The 15,079-nt window shown below is 70.6% G+C and carries 11 protein-coding genes and 1 tRNA gene; 6 read left to right on the top strand and 6 right to left on the bottom strand.

Translation table 11 applies throughout. The features are described 5' to 3' along the window. Nucleotides 1–4: 4 nt before the first annotated feature. Together ACIRQ7_RS28880 and ACIRQ7_RS28875 are read right to left on the bottom strand one after the other, a co-directional pair. Entirely contained in the window at nt 5–1,780 is a 1,776-nt protein-coding gene (locus ACIRQ7_RS28880; protein WP_404265633.1) for a GTPase, read from the bottom strand. Nucleotides 1,781–2,571: 791 nt separating this feature from the next. Then, on the bottom strand, nt 2,572–4,587 hold the full coding sequence (locus tag ACIRQ7_RS28875; protein ID WP_404265561.1) for an ATP-binding protein: 2,016 nt from the start codon (nt 4,585–4,587) through the stop codon (nt 2,572–2,574). Between the two features lie 303 nt (nt 4,588–4,890). Here ACIRQ7_RS28875 and ACIRQ7_RS28870 point away from each other — a divergent pair. The 3 genes from ACIRQ7_RS28870 to ACIRQ7_RS28860 all read left to right on the top strand — a co-directional run bounded on the left by ACIRQ7_RS28870 (nt 4,891) and on the right by ACIRQ7_RS28860 (nt 7,242). Beyond that, nucleotides 4,891–4,963 (top strand) — tRNA-Arg (locus ACIRQ7_RS28870). Nucleotides 4,964–5,501: 538 nt separating this feature from the next. After that, nucleotides 5,502–6,332, top strand: a complete 831-nt coding sequence (locus ACIRQ7_RS28865) for an MFS transporter (RefSeq protein WP_404265560.1) — start codon at nt 5,502–5,504, stop codon at nt 6,330–6,332. A gap of 34 nt (nt 6,333–6,366) precedes the next feature. After that, nucleotides 6,367–7,242: a glycosyltransferase family 2 protein gene (locus tag ACIRQ7_RS28860; RefSeq protein ID WP_404265559.1), complete on the top strand. Its 876-nt coding sequence runs from the start codon at nt 6,367–6,369 to the stop codon at nt 7,240–7,242. A gap of 99 nt (nt 7,243–7,341) precedes the next feature. On the opposite strand, the gene ACIRQ7_RS28855 is transcribed toward ACIRQ7_RS28860, so the two are convergent. Beyond that, nucleotides 7,342–9,129: a hypothetical protein gene (locus tag ACIRQ7_RS28855; RefSeq protein ID WP_404265558.1), complete on the bottom strand. Its 1,788-nt coding sequence runs from the start codon at nt 9,127–9,129 to the stop codon at nt 7,342–7,344. A 175-nt stretch (nt 9,130–9,304) separates the two neighbouring features. On the opposite strand from ACIRQ7_RS28855, the gene ACIRQ7_RS28850 reads away from it, so the two are divergent. The 3 genes from ACIRQ7_RS28850 (at nt 9,305) to ACIRQ7_RS28840 (ending at nt 11,954) form a co-directional block, all read left to right on the top strand. Beyond that, nucleotides 9,305–10,375, top strand: a complete 1,071-nt coding sequence (locus ACIRQ7_RS28850) for an NAD-dependent epimerase/dehydratase family protein (RefSeq protein ID WP_404265557.1) — start codon at nt 9,305–9,307, stop codon at nt 10,373–10,375. Nucleotides 10,376–10,425: 50 nt separating this feature from the next. Then, nucleotides 10,426–10,920, top strand: a complete 495-nt coding sequence (locus tag ACIRQ7_RS28845) for an NUDIX domain-containing protein (protein ID WP_404265556.1) — start codon at nt 10,426–10,428, stop codon at nt 10,918–10,920. Between the two features lie 245 nt (nt 10,921–11,165). Then, complete coding sequence (locus ACIRQ7_RS28840) at nt 11,166–11,954, top strand: mevalonate kinase (RefSeq protein WP_404265555.1); 789 nt, start codon at nt 11,166–11,168, stop codon at nt 11,952–11,954. Here the strand turns inward: ACIRQ7_RS28840 and ACIRQ7_RS28835 are convergent. From ACIRQ7_RS28835 to ACIRQ7_RS28825, 3 genes are all read right to left on the bottom strand, one after another. Next, nucleotides 11,951–13,048 (bottom strand): radical SAM/SPASM domain-containing protein, encoded by a 1,098-nt coding sequence (locus ACIRQ7_RS28835; RefSeq protein ID WP_404265554.1) that lies wholly within the window; start codon nt 13,046–13,048, stop codon nt 11,951–11,953. The genes ACIRQ7_RS28840 and ACIRQ7_RS28835 overlap by 4 nt on opposite strands. A 134-nt stretch (nt 13,049–13,182) precedes the next feature. Further along, nucleotides 13,183–14,067, bottom strand: coding sequence for a carbohydrate ABC transporter permease (locus ACIRQ7_RS28830; RefSeq protein WP_404265632.1), 885 nt, complete (start codon nt 14,065–14,067; stop codon nt 13,183–13,185). Between the two features lie 2 nt (nt 14,068–14,069). Further along, on the bottom strand, nt 14,070–15,071 hold the full coding sequence (locus ACIRQ7_RS28825) for a carbohydrate ABC transporter permease (protein ID WP_404265553.1): 1,002 nt from the start codon (nt 15,069–15,071) through the stop codon (nt 14,070–14,072). Nucleotides 15,072–15,079: the final 8 nt, after the last annotated feature.

Genomic DNA, 15,079 nt, shown 5'->3' with positions numbered 1-15,079 from the left:
CCGCTCACACACCGGACGCCACCGCGTACTGCTCCCGCACCTCGCGGTAGCGCAGCAACTCGGCGGCGACCGGCTCCAGGACCCGGGCCCGCCCGCAGCCCGCCGCGGTGCTCCGCAGCCGCCGCTCGGCGTCCTGCCCGTACCGCCGTGCCGGACCACGCGCCGCCACCCGGCAGGTCCACGCCAGCACCGGGCCGCCCACCGAACCCACGACCGTGGGCAGCAGCGCGGAGAGCCATTCCGTTCCGTCGGTGACCCCGGTGACCTCCCCCAGCAGCCACAGCACGCCGACCACCTGGAGCACGAACATCAGCCCCTGGAGCGCGGCGGCCCCCGTCCACCACCCCGGCTTGGTGGCCGGTCCTTCCCGCAGGAACTCCTCCGCATCGGCCGCCACTTCGTCCAGCGCTGCCGGCAGCCCTTCCGCACCACGCCCCGCCGCTTCCCGCACCGCCTGCGCCCACGGCGCCGGCAACCCGCGCGCCGCCTCACCCGCCACGGCCCGTACGGCCTGCTCGACAACGGGCCGCGCCGCGGCCCGCCCGTCCACCGCCGCACCGGCATCCGCACCGTCCACGAAGGCGAGCGCCTGCCCCGCACCGGCGGATCCGCCTCGGAAGTCGCCGCCGGCCCCGGTGAACCCGGTCGCCGGATTCCCCCCTCCCTCACGGTCGGCCGGTGTGCGCCCTCCCCACGTCCGCACGCCCCGGGCCCGTCCGCCCCATGTACGCCCGCTCCCGACATGTCCCTCGACGGCCCGGCGCCCCATCCGCCTGCCGCTCAGCCGCGTCCACAGGGAGCCGCAGGCGCGGTCCGCGTGCCGCAGCCAGTCGCGTTCCGCCGCGCGCCCGGTGGCCACCGCGCCCACCGCCTCGGCCAGCCGGTCGTCGAATTCCCCGCGGGCCGCTTCCGTCAGCCCGACCCCGCGCTGGGCCACGTACACCGACCGCAGCCGTTCGGCCGCCGCGTCCACGTCCGCCACCAGCCGCCGGTCCGCCGCGCCCCCTTCGGCGACGAACTGGCCCAGCGACTCCCGCAGTTCCGCCACGCCCGCCCCGGTCATCGCGGACAGCGCGAGCACCGCGGCGCCCGGCTCACCGTGTTCGCCCAGGGCCAGCCCGTCCTCGTCCAGGAGCCGGCGCAAGTCGTCCACCACCTGGTCGGCGGCGTCCCCAGGCAGCCGGTCCACCTGGTTGAGCACCACGAAGGTGACCTCGGCGTAGCCCGCCAACGGCCGCAGATACCGCTCGTGCAGCACCGCGTCCGCGTACTTCTCCGGGTCCACCACCCAGATGACCGCGTCGACCAGCTCCAGCAGCCGGTCCACCTCGGCACGGTTGCCGTTGTCCGCCGAGTCGTGGTCGGGCAGATCGAGCAGGACGAGTCCGCGGAGCTCGGGGGTGGCGTCCACCGGGGTGTGACGGCGGCGTACGGGCACCCCCAGCCGGTCCAGCAGCCCCTCGGCGCCCGGCCCGTCCTCCGACCAGACACAGGCCACCGGCTCGCAGGTCGTCGGCCGGCGCGCGCCCACCTGCGAACGGTTCACCCCCGCCAGCGCGTTGAACAGCGACGACTTCCCGCTGCCCGTCGCGCCGGCGAGGGCCACGACGGTGTGCGCGCCGGAGAGCCGGTACCGCTCGTCCGCGGCATCCAGCACCTTGCCCGCCTCTGCCAGCGTCTCGCCGTCCAGCCGGGTACGGGACAGCGCGATCAGCTCCCGCAGCGCGTCCAGCCGCGGCCGCAGCTCGTCACCCACGGCCCGCCGCCCGTCCGCCCGCATCCGCCCGCCCGCACCCCCGAACCGGCTCGCATCCGCCCGACCGCGTGCGGCTGCCCCCGGTCCCCCCTGCCGACGTGCCCCCGTCGCCACCGCGGCACCACCGGAAACCACCCCCAGGCTCATGGCCAGATCCACATCCACATCGACATCCACGTCGACTTCCGCGTCTGCCGCTGCGCCGGCGTGCGCTTCCGCGCCTCCGCCCGTCCCCGCCCCCCGGCTCAGGCCCAGGTCGAGGCCCAACAGGGCTGCGTCCAGGTCCAGGGCCACGTCCAGGTCCACATCGGGTCCAGGCACCCGGCGACGGCTCCCGGCCCGGGGCAGGTCCCCCACCCGCGCCCGCCGCGCGATCAATCCGTCGTCCCAGGCCCCGCCGCGCCCCTCCGGACGCCCGGCGTGCTCCACTCCCATGGCAGTGGTGCCGGTACCGCTTCCCGAGCCGTGGCCGTGCCCCGCGTCGCCCCCTGCGTCCACGGACCCGGCCGAGGCCTCGGGCTCAGCCGGCTCCGGGTGCTGCCCGCGGCATTCGCCATGCTCCGTATGCCCGACCGGCTCCGCCACGCGCGCGTGCTCCGCCCCCGGCGCGTGTTCCACGCCCCTCGCGTACTCCCTGTGTTCCTGGTGTTCCCCGTGCTCCCTGCACTCCGCGCGTTCCGCGTTCGTCGCGATGTCCGCTCCGGCCGCGTGTTCCGCTTCCGCCGAGCGTTCCGCTTCCGCCGCGTGTCCGGTGTCCGCCGCGTGCTCGGTGTCCGCCGCGTGTTCCGTGCGCTCCGCACCCTTCGTAGAAGCGGTCACCCCGACACCTTCTCCTTCTGCAGTACGGACAGTGCGGCGATCAACGCGGCCTGCTGGTCCGGTGGCACGGTCAGCTGGTCCAGCGGCGCCAGGCGCCGCTCGCGCTCGGTGTTCAGCGCGCGCTCCAGGTAGGTGGTCAGCAGCCGGCTGCCCCGCTCGCACAGCCGCAGCGCGCTCTGGGCGCCCAGCAGGTCCGCGAGGTTCTCCCCGGCCGTACGCGCCCGGCGCCCGCCGAGCAGTGCGGTGGCCAGCAGCGCCGCCGACTCCTCCGGTTCGACGGAGCCCGCGCGCTCGCCGGCCTGTCCGGCTCGCGCCTCGCGGGTCTCCTCCTCGGCGAGCTCCTCCAGGCAGCGCCGCCAGCGCCGGACGATCACGCCCAGCCGGCCGGCCGCGCCCCTGGCGCCCGCGGCTGCCGTCAGCGCCACCTCAGCCGCAGCGGGGTCGCGCCGCCAGGCGTCGGCGGCCCGTTCGTCGGCCTCCTCCACGGCGCAGGACAGCAGGGACGTCAGTCCGTGCGTCAGCGCGTCCAGCAGTTCGTCCGACCCGCCGCCGAGTTCGTGATCGCGCCAGTGGGCACGCGCGTCCCCGGAGAGCACCTCGCCCGCCGCGACCTCCCGCCGTACGCGTTCCGCCGCCTCCTCGTACGCCTCCTCGACCCGGCCGGCGAGCCGGAGTCCGGCGGCGTGCTGGGCAGCGGCCGCACCGGCGAGCGCGGGCATCCGGCTGCGCAGCGAGGCGATGACGCCTGCGGCGGTACGGTCGGCGGCCGCGGCGTGCGCGACGGGGTCCTGGGCGTGCCTTTCCAGCCAGGCGCGCAGCGCGGCGACGGCGGTGGCGGGCAGCAGTCCGCTGCCGCCGCCGGCCGACTCGGGGAGTTCGGGGATGGTGAAGCGGGGGACGTGGCCGAGGCCGGCCTGCTGGAGGAGTTCGGCGTAGCGCCCGGAGATGTCGGTGGCGATCTGGTGCGGCACCCGGTCCAGCACGGTCACCAGCGTGACGTCGTACTCCTTGGCCGTGCGCAGCAGATGCCAGGGCACCGCGTCGGCGTACCGGGCGGCGGTGGTGACCAGCACCCAGACGTCCGCGGCGCAGATCAGCTCGGCGGCCAGTTCACGGTTGCCGGCGACCAGCGAGTCGATGTCCGGGGCGTCGAGCAGCGCGAGTCCGCTGGGCAGCGCCGGGTCGGTCTCGATCCGCACCGTCGGCATCCCCGGCTCGCCGCCCGCGCCCCTCCCGCCCTCGTCGTCGGCCGCGTACATGTCGTAGCCGCCGAAGCCGTCACCGGCCCAGCCACTGGCCCCGCTCGCTTTCCGGGGCACACCCCCGTGGCCGCTCCCATATCCGCCCTGGACGTCCCCGTCCCCGTATCCGTTGCCGGGGCCCGGCCCATACCCCGGCCCGACCCGCCCCCCTTGGCCCTGGCCGCCCTGGCCGCCCTGGCCGAATTCGTTCGCCCGTGCGCCCGCTTCGCGCCCCGCTCGCGCCCGTCGGCCCCCGTACCGCCCGCCGACCCGGTACGCCGAGCCCCCGGCCGCGAACCCCCCGCCCAGACCGTCCGCTCCGTCCATCCCGTCGAGACCGTCCGTCCCGTCGAGACCGTCCATCCCCTGCGGATCGTCCCCGCCGTCCTGACCTGGCACCCACACGCGGGCGAGCTGCGGCAGCACGCGCCGGCCCGCGAACCAGTGATGGTCGTCGGGATGACATACGAGTACCGGCGTACGGGTCGTGGGCCGCAGCACCCCGGCCTCCGAGACGCGCCGCCCCACCAGCGAATTGACCAGCGTGGACTTGCCCGCCCCGGTGGACCCGCCGATGACGGCGAGCAGCGGAGCCCGGGGCGATCGCAGGCGGGGCATCACATAGTCATCGAGCTGGGCGAGCAGCTCGACCCGGCTGCGCCGGGCCCGAGCGGCGCCCCTCAGTGGCAGCGGAAAGCGTGCGGCGTCGACGCGGTCGCGCAGTACGGACAGTGCGTCGATGAGTCGGGGTCGTACGTCCAAGGTCGCCACATGTGCAGAATGCCCAACTTCGTTGGGTTTTTGAAGCGTATAACCCCTAGTGTGCGCCACTAAAATCCCCACAGAACGGGATCAGTGACGCATGGGACGTACGCGACAAGTGGGGCGCAGGCATAACGAGTGCACAACACCCGCCGCGCGAGAGGTCAAAATCGGTGCAGGATTCGTACCTGCCTGCGATTATCGGGACCGCTTCACGGAACCTCCACAACGTGCCACGGAGGTGAAGCAACCGGGACGAGGCACCCGGACCCCTATCCTTGTCCGCGGTCCGTGATCCACGTCCACCGCCCGGCCCCCGTAGCTCAGTGGATAGAGCAGGTGCCTTCTAAGCACTTGGCCGCAGGTTCGAGTCCTGCCGGGGGCGCCCACGCCAGACCCTCCTCCGGGAGGGTCTTTTTGCTGGTCAGGGGCCATTTTCTGGCCTTCGCACACGTGTCGCGGAGCGGGCCGGATCGGCCGGGGCTGTCCGGCTGGAGGCGGTCCGGGGCGGGTTTCGGCGGCTGTCCCACCCGGAAACGTCCCGAGGTTTTCGGTATGCCCGCCGGCTCCTGTTCCCTCCATGGCGATCTTGAGTTGACTTCGCATCCCGCAGGCCATGGAGCGGTCCGTGTTCCCCACGTTCTGAGTCGTCGAACGTGTCCGGGGGCGGACGTCGCGCCGGCCTGAGTTGCGTCACCCACCTCCGCAGTTCCTGTCTTCCCCGGGTGCAGCTCTGCCGTCTGCCCCGGGTTCCGTGTTCGCCGGGCCCGACGCGACTGACGGCGGGCTCCCCGATTCCTTGCATCAGGAATCCCCCATGGTTTCCCCCGTGCTCGGCCATGAGCCGCAGCACACCGCCGAGTCTCTGGCGCACGCTGTACCGGGCTCGTCGCCGGAAATGCCCGGGCCGCTCGCTCACCCTCGTGGCCGTCCTGGTCGCCGAACTCATGGACATCCTCGACCAGTCGGTCGTCCTCACTGCGCTGCCTTCCATCCAGGCGTCGACCGGCGCCGGGCAGGCCGCGATGCAGTGGCTGACCGCCGGCTGGTCACTGACCGTCGCCGTCGGACTGATCACCGGCGCAAGGCTCGGCGACATATACGGCCGGCGTCAGGTCCTCCTGATCGGCACGGCCCTGTTCACACTGGCCTCGCTTGCTGCGCGGCACCGCCACCGGCCCCGGTGTACTGATCGCCGCCCGCGTGCTTCAAGGCGCCGCAGTCGCCGTCATGGTTCCGTAGACCTGGCCACTCTCCACGTCACCTTCGGCGGCGAGAGGCGCGGCAGTGCCTTTGGCCTGTACGGAGCGGCCCTGTCGATGGGCTCCGATCTGGGGCCGGTTCTGGGCGGTGTGCTCACCCAGATGGATCTTTTCAGGCTGTCCTGGCGGCCGGTCTTCCCGGCCGACGTGCCCGTCGGCCTCGCCGTGCCGGTCCTCGGGCGGAGGTTCGTACCCGAGTCGACGGCAACGAAGGCCGACCAGTTGGACCTCACCGGCATGCTGTTGTCCGCACCGACCGTGGTGCTGATCGCCTCCCCTGCACCGAGGGGCACGCCCACCCGGTCAACCGCGAGGCGTTCACCGGCGTCCTCTGGTAAGTGGGGGCACCTTCGCCGCGATGTGGGCCCTGATGTTCTTCCTGCCCGAGCCCACGAGCCGGCGGGCCGACCGAACCACCCAAGATCCTCCCGCGGAACGGAACTGACGCAGCATCAGGGCCACGGGTCGTTGCTTCGCGTCCCCGACGGTTAGCATCGCAGACAGTTATCGAGAACGGAGTTCATCTGTGCGTCATCTGCGCTTAGGCGTCGCCATCTTGACCATGGGGAACCGTCCCGATGAATTGCGGGCGCTGCTCGATTCGGTCGCCAAGCAGGACACCGCGGCGGCTCACGTCGTTGTCGTCGGGAACGGCGCCCCGCTTCCGCCGCTGCCTGACGGCACGACAGGCGTGGAGCTGACGGAGAATCTGGGGGTCTCCGGTGGCCGGAACGCGGCCCTGGACGAGTTGCGAAGGCTCGGCAATGTGGATGTGGTGGTCGACCTGGACGACGACGGGCTGTTGATCAGCCCGGACGTCTTCACCAGGTTGACGGAACTCTATGACCGCGACGACGAGTTGGGGATCGTCAGCTTCCGCATCGCCGACGAGCGGGGGCGTACCCAGCGTCGGCACGTCCCCCGGCTGCGTGTCGGCGATCCGGCGCACGGCGGACTGGTGACGACATTCCTCGGCGGTGGACACGCCCTGTCCATGCCGATGCTGGACAGGATCGGCGGCTGGCCCGACGAGTTCTTCTACGCCCACGAGGAAACCGACCTGGCATGGCGGGCCCTGGACGACGGCTGGCGGGTCCGCTATGCGCCGGAGGTCGTCCTGCAGCACCCCTGGACCTCACCGACACGGCACGCCGTCTATCACCGCATGGTGGCCAGAAATCGCGTGTGGCTGGCGAAGCGGCATCTCCCGGCCCTGCTGGTCCCCATCTACCTGGGGGTATGGGCGCTGCTCACAGCCGCCCGGAGCCGGTCGGTGGCAGGGCTGCGGGCATGGGCCGGCGGATTCATCGAGGGCGTGCGTAACCCGTGCGGAAGCCGCAAACCGATGCGGTGGGCCACGGTATGGCGGATGACGAAGCTGGGGCGTCCGCCGATCATCTGAAGACACCCCCGCCGCGCTGTACCCGGCCCGCCGCCCGTGGGCCGGATGCAGCGGGTGGCCGCGGTGGGACCGGGCCAGGAGAGGCGCGACGTGGGGCCGCTACACGTCCGGGACGAGCTGGCCTCCCTCGTAGGCCAGCCATTGGGCAAAAGTGTGCAGGCCGTAGATCAGTCCGGTCGTGGGCTCCCATCCCGGAGGGGCGGGCCGGTCCGCCGCCGCTTCCGGTCTGCGACGGGGCGCGTCGGCCGGTACCGACTGCCCGCCGGCCAGCGGCACCGGCCGGACAGCCTTGCGGACCGCCTCGGCCATCTCGGCGACCGTGTAGGCGTTGCCACCGACAAGTGAGAGCGCACGGTGCTCGGGGGGCACGCGGAGGATCAGTGACAGCGCGTCGGCGAGGTCGCTGATGTGCAGGGGACTCAGCAGATCACCGGGGCTGCCGTCGATGGTCAGCGGCTGACTGCGCAGGGCGTCCCACACCATGCGGCCGATCCGCGAGTACGGCGAGCAGCCCGGACCGTACAGGTCGCCCACGTACAGGTCATGGGTCCCCGCGCCGACGCTCCCGGCGCGGATGTCGACGGCGATGCCGCCGCCGCTCGGTGCTCCTGGCTGCCCCCCACTGCCGCTCAGCGAGCTCAGGTCGATCAGCGCGTCGAGGGCCGGCGTGTCCGCCGGAGGTGCCGTGCCGCGGGCCGGGTTCAGGACCGTGACCTGGTGGCCACGGTCCGCGAGGCCCCGGAGAAGGTGTTCGCCCACAGGCGTCGCGGAGCCGCGCACCCCGACCCGGATGGGGCGGACGGCGCTCCGCGCTGCTCCCGGCCGGGCAGCCGCGGCCATGCCCGCCTCGGCAGCGGATTCGGTGATGCGTGCCAACTCCTCCCGCACCTCGGTGATGTGATCCTCGCTCTGGGCGTAGCTGATGCCTCCGGGTCCCACTGTCGCCATCGCCTCGGCGAGTACGGCCGGGTCGGGCGCTCCGCCTCCGGCATCCGAGGGATCGCATCGGTGCGCCTTGCGCCGATGCACGAATCCCATGGTGAAGGCGGTGAGCCAGGCGCCCTTGGCGTCGCGTGAGGTGACGGCTTCGGACATTCGGAGGTTGGCCGACAGATACCTTTCCACCCGCACGCCGGAGCCTTCGAGGTACTGCTCGCAGTTGAGATGAAGCCATCGCCGTGGCCCGGGATCTTCAACGCGCACCGCACATTGCGCCACACCATGTTTGAAGAACGGGAGCACCGTCAGACCCGTCAGCAGGCCCCCGGCCCGGCCTGGGGCGCCATCGGGCAGAAAGCACGCCGAACGGCGCGGCCCGCGGAACGCGTTGCCGGAGATGCTTCCGTGGTCCTCGTGCTCAGCGAGGTTCGGGACCGAGACGTACGACGGGATGCCGTTGGCGCGCAAGTACCGGTACATCAGGATGTCATCCGGCCAGGCGTCAAGCCGGCGCCTGCCGTAGTCCACGAAGCCGGAGGCCACCTGCCTGGGCAGGATGATGGCCACACACGGGAAGTACTCATTGACCGCGCCCACCCAGCGCGCTCCCGCCATGGCTCCGAACCGCACCGCTGCTCCGTTACGCGAATCCCACAGCGCGAAAAGTGCGAGTGCGGCATCGGGCATCTCCTCGATCGCCAGCCGTGCCCGGTCGAAGAAGGCGTCGGAAAGGATCATGTCGTCCTGGACGACGAGTTGGTGTGTGGCGCCGTCCTCGATCGCCGACCATGCGGACAACGCCGTGCGCAGCACGGACGGCTTGCCGCCCGGGTCCGGGTCCATGACGACCCGTAACGCGCCGGGCGGCGCCGCACGGGCCAGATCCTCCGCAGCCGCGAGACGTTTCGGGTGGGTCATCACGGCGCCGCTCAAGCGATATCGCGTCATCATTCCTCCGGCCATTTCAACGGCACCGTCAATGCAGCACCAGGTGGTTTTGGACAGTACGACCGTCGACATGAGCACCGCAAGACCGCCGAAATGGTGCTCTGGTTCCGACATTCCGGGAACGGCATGCTGACCCGGACGATCGGGCGCGCTCATCTGCGAGGAGAGGATTTCCATGTCCGAGACAGCAAATGGCGTCGGAACGCAGAGTCAGGAAGCCGTCGCCAAACGGCTGGAAAAGCTGCGTGACGCCCGGGTGGTGGTCACCGGCGGCGCCGGCCTGGTGGGAAGCAGGCTGGTGGCCTTATTACGCGCTTCCGCTGCCGAGGTGACGGTGCTGGACCGCCTGGACGCCTATCCGGAATCGGCGCACAGCTTGTTCGGTGTGGAGACACTGGGCGCCGATGTGGTGGTCGGGGATATCTGCGACCGGGACACCGTGCGCCGAGTGGTTTCGAATGCTGACTACGTCGTGCACGCCGCGGCCTATGCGGACGTCGCCGCGTGTACCCGGCGACCTGACATCGCCTTCCGGGCGAACGTACAGGGAACTCAGGTGGTTCTTGAGGAAACCGCTGCTTCCGCGGTCCGCCGACTTGTGCTGGTGTCGTCGGCCGCCGTTTACGGCGACGGCGACCCCGGCGTACGTGGGCCCCAGGAATTCCGCGAGGAACAGCAACTGCTTCCGGTTTCCGTCTACGCGAACTCCAAACTCTGGGCGGAGCATCAGACGCGGCTTCTGCTCGGTTCCGCGCAGAGCACCGAGTACGCGGTGCTGCGTTACTTCTCCGTATACGGCGACCCGCAGATCCCCAAGCCCGGCAGCCATTCGTGGATGGTGGCCTGGCTGTCGATGCAGGCCAGGCTCGGCCGCCCGATGCAGCTGAACGGCGGCGGGGTGCAGGTGCGGGATCTGGTCCATGTCGAGGACATCGCCGCTGCCACCGCGCTGGCGCTGGTCGAAGAAAAAATGGCCGGTCAGACCGTCAACGTGGGCACAGGAGTGCCCACTTCGGTGCGTGAGGTGGGTGAGCTCATCGCCCCTCACTTCCCGCGATCCCACTTCATCACCACCCCCCGGCCCGAGGGTGATCCGCTGGGCGGTTTCGCCGCGACGGAGCGGTGCCGTGAGTTGCTGCGGTGGACGCCGCGGATCGCTGTGCGGGAAGGCGTGGAGCGATATGTGCGCTGGCTGACGGCCACACCGGAGGCGGTGCCGGGCTGGCTGACCGGGGCAGTCGCATGACAGCCTGCTCCTGGAAATCGGGACAGGGCACCACGAAGGGTGACACTCAGGTGAGTTATGTCGGCTCCTACCTCTGGTCCGTGCGTCAACACGTGGGCAGCCGGTTGCTGCTCGTCCCCGGCGCCCAGGTCCTTGTACTGGACGAGTCCGGCCGTGGCCTGTTCCAGCGGCGCGCCGACACCGGTGTGTGGGAGCTGCCGGCCGGGGCCTGCGAGGAAGGCAGCGATTTCGCCGGTACGGCGGCGCGCGAACTCGCGGAGGAGACCGGCCTGCGCGTCGAGCGGACCGACTTGGTCGCCTTCGGTTCGCTCTCCGATCCGCAGGTCCACACGCTCACCTACCCCAATGGGGACGTCACCCACTGCTTCGCGTTGTGCTTCCTTGCGCGCCACTGGTCGGGCGAGCTCTCCTTGGGCCTGGACGAGGTGACTCAGGCCGAATTCCGTGATCTGGCGAACCCGCCCGCCCCACTGCACCCGCCCACCACCGTGGTCCTGGAGATGTTCCAGGCGTTCCACTCGACCGGAAGGTTCCAGGCCAGGTGATGACGGAGAGCGCAGGACACGCGGTAGTGCCGTGCCGGGCTTGCCTGTCGGGTGAGGATCTCGACTGGCTGGGCGGCAGATCGGTCAGCCTTGCCCTGGAGCTGACGACGTCGGTCGCCATACGCCCTCCCGTCTCTCGGCCTTCCGGTGCCGCAGAGCGCGCCGGCGGGCCGGGGGGCTGGCCGGACGAGGTGTGGGCGTTCCTGCGGCAGCGGCTTCCGGGGCTCGCCCCGCAGGCACCGGCGGTGGCCGTACGCAGTACCGCTCCCGCCGCGAGCGGGCTTTCGTCCTCCACCGCGCTGATCGTGGCGCTGTTCCGGGCGTTCACCGACGCCTGCGCCCCAGGGGCCCGGGTGAGTGCGCGCACGCTGGCGCAATGGTCCTACGAGTTCGAATTCGCGATCTTCAACGGCGGCGGGATGGATCATCTCGCGGTCATCGCGGGCGGCGCCCTGCTGCTGGAAGGCCGAGCGACCGGGCTTCCGGAGATCGGCAGCCGGGTGGAGTTCCCGTCGGACTGGGCCATCGTGGTCGTCGACTCGGACACCCGGAAGGACACAAGTGACCATATTCGCTCCGTGCGTGAGCAACTGGCGGTCGGCGACCGGCGGCTCGCGCAGTACCTGGTGCGAGCCGATGTGGCGTCTGCGGCGGTGTGGGAGGCCATCCGCGGCCACGATCTCGCCGGCCTCGGTGCCGCGATGAGCAACGCCCATGCTGCGATGCGGGATCTGCAGGGGATGTCGACGCCGCTCTTGGAGGAGTTGCGGGAGGTGGCCCTGCACTCCGTCGGCCTGCCGCTGAAACTGAGCGGGGCCGGCGGAGGCGGCGCCCTCGTCGGGGTCTGCCAGGTGTCAGATCAAGAGGCGATGGTCAGGGACCTCCGCCACGCGCTTCGCCGCGGGCACACGACGGCCCGGGTGATTCCCACCCGGGCCGCTGAGGGGCTCGCTCCAGAGATCGCGGAGGAGCAACGGGCCGGTAGGACCGGCCGGGTGGCGGCGAACGCTGACGGGGTCAGTGGCTCGTACTAGATGAACGGGTCGTAGTCGCTGCCGGGCTCCGGCGCCACCGTTCCCGCGCCGATCTCTCCGAGTGCGAGGTTGGAGCGGTGGCGCGCGCAGTGGAATCGGCAGTCCCGGCTCGGGTCGACGATGCCGCGGTCGGAGTTCTGCCAGATCTCCGCCAGGCTGTCGGTCACCGCGTCGCCGATCTTGGCACCGTCGTTGCCGCGGTGGTAGGAGCACACGTACACGCCTGACGGGGTGACGAGGGTGCGCAGTTCCGCCACCCGGCAGCGGTGGTAGTCCTTTTCCTGGACGGGGCCGACCCGGGACCGCAGTGAGGTCAGGGTCGAGGAGTTGACGATCTGGAATGACTCGCTCTCCCACTTCGCTGCCTCATGGAGCTGTTCCTCGACGGAGGCGATGATCTCCGCCGGAACCTGCACCACGTGGTGGCCGTCGTCGAACATCGCCTTGGTCTCGAAGTAGTCGCACCCAATGTCATGGGCGAGTTCGGCAGCACGCAACACCTCCTGGTGGTTGCTCACGACACCACCGTCCCCCTCCTTCCGGGTCATCACGAGGAAGGAATATCCGAGCGCGCCCTTCTTGTGCTCGGCCAGCAGCCGCATATTGCTGACCACCTTGTCGAAAACGCTGTGGCCCTTACGGTCCGGGCGGAAGAGCCGGTACGTTTCACTCGTTCCGGCGTCCATGGACACCCGTACCCAGGAAGCGAATTCGGCCAGTTCGGGCAGGTTCTGCCGGATCAGGGTTCCGTTGGTTACCACGCCGATGGCTATACCGGCCTCGCCGAGGACACGGAGCACCGTACGGGTGCCGCGGTGCGCCAGCGGCTCACCGCCGCCGATGAGCACTACCCCGTGGACGGACATGTCCACCAGTTCCCGGGCCAGTTCGGCCAACCGCTCCGGTGTGAAGCGTCCCTGATTGAGTAACTTCCCGCTGATGCACTCGGGGCACGCCAAGTCGCAGAAGGTCGTGGGGTCGAGATCTACCACCAATGGTCCGCTGGACGGCGAGCCGGAAGCCGCTTCGAGGATCCGGGGCCAGCCCGACGGCTGGTACAGCTTGGACACCAGGTCCAGACGGTCGTATGTCACGGTGATCTCCTGCGGGTTCGGGAATGGGGAGCTTGTCCGCGCGGGCCCGGGCCGGCCTGGTGGGGGCCCTCGGGCAGCATCGACCCCGGACGACGGGGGCCCCTTGTGGGGGCCGCCGAGCGTGGTCCTCGCGGTCATCCCTTGACGGCCCCGGCCGCGAGCCCCGCGGCGACCCGGCGCTGGACGAGTGCGAAGAAGACCGCGACGGGGAGCGCAGTGAGGGTGGCGCCCGCCATCAGTCCGCCGTAGTCCGTACCGAAGCTGGTCTGGAAGGACACCAGCCAGATGCTGAGTGTCTGCTTGTCGTTACTGGAGAGCAGCACATAGGCGAGGACGTACTCGTTCCACGCCTGCACCAGGGCGTAGATGGATGTGGCCACGAGCCCCGGGGCCAGCAGAGGAAGAGTGACCCGCCGGAAGGAGCCCAAGCGGGAGCACCCGTCGGTCATCGCCGCTTCCTCCAGCTCCACCGGGATACCGGCGATGAACCCGCGCATCAGCCAGACCGTGAACGGCAGCATGAACACCAGGTAGGTGAGGATCACGCCGACCAGGCTGTCGGTCAGCCCGGCTTCGCTGAGCAGCAGGTAGAGGGGAATGATCAGCCCGGCGAGGGGGATCATCTGGATGCCCAGGATCACCAGAACGAAGACCTTTCGCCCGGCGAAGCGCAATCGCGCGAGGGCGAAGGCGGCGAGGGTGCCGATGATCAGGGAGACCAGCACGGTGCCCACGCCCACGAAGACGCTCGCGCCCACGTTGTCCCAGAAGGTGGGTGTGCCGATCGCCCTGCGGAAGTGTGCCAGCGTCAGCTCCTGCGGCCAGAACGTCGGTGGGGTGCGGTGGATCTCCTCGGCGGGCCGGAAGGCGGTCAGCAGCATCCAGTAGATCGGGAACGCCATCACGGCGGTGAAGAGCAGTCCGAGCAGGTTGGCGCCGAGACGGCGGCGCCGTGAGCGCGGACCGCGCGCCAGGGGGCCGTGTCCCGGTCGGCCCTGCGTCCGGGGGCCGGGGGCGATGTTCACTCGGCCTCTCCCATTTTCAGGATCTGGCGTACGTAGACGACGGCGCCGGCCAGCAACAGCAGCACCGTGATCACCGCGATGGCCGCCCCCGTGCTGTAGCGGTTGACGGCGAAGGACTCGATGAAGGAGTAGACGCCCAGCAGGTAGTACTCCTTCTCGGGCTGGCCGCCGCGCATCAGCCAGATCTGGTTGAACACGCCGAAGTCCCAGATCGCGGAGAGCGAAGTGACCAGCACGAGCGCCGGTTTGATGACCGGGAAGGTGACATGACGGAACAGCTGCAGACCGCGTGCGCCATCGACCATGGCTGCCTCCTCCAGCTCCGGAGGGATCTGGCTGAGCGCGGCCTGAAGGGTGATGGCGGCGAACGGGACGGCACCCCAGACGACCACACATGCGATGACCGCGAAGCCTTCCCAGGGGTTGCTGAACCAGTTGTGTTTGCTGAAGTCCAGCCCCGGCAGCAGTCCGAGCAGCCAGTTGACGATGCCGTAGTCCGCGTCGGTCAGCCACCGGAAGATCGACGCCGCGACCATGATCGGCATGGCCCATACGGCCACCAGCACACCGGCCATCATCATCCGCACCCAAGGCGAAACCCGGCGCATCAGCAGGGCGGCGAACATTGCCAACGTCATGGTGGCGGCGACGCAGACGACCGTGAACAGCGCGGTGCGGCCGACGACGTCCCAGAAGAAGCCATCGGAAAGGATCGTCCGGTACTGGTCAAGGCCGGTCCAAGGCGGCGCGGTGCCGGCGAACAGCTGTTTGCGGGTCATGTCCTGAAAGGACAGCAACAACAGGTCGACCAGCGGATATCCGAGAACGACGGCGAGCGCGAGGACGGTCGGCGCGATCAGCAGGTAGGGCAGTGCGACCCGCCTGGCGGCGCGCAGAGAGCCCCGTGCGCCGGGGCCGGCCTGCGCACGCAGTCGGCCTGCGGATGCGCCCGGTCCCGGCGGTGCCGTCTTCGGGCGCGGCGGATCTGCGGTTTCCATGGCGTGCG

This window comes from Streptomyces sp. NPDC101393, from assembly GCF_044767385.1.
GTDB lineage: Bacteria > Actinomycetota > Actinomycetes > Streptomycetales > Streptomycetaceae > Streptomyces.
Note: the sequence above shows the minus strand (reverse complement) of the source record. Positions and strands in the feature narration are given on the sequence as shown.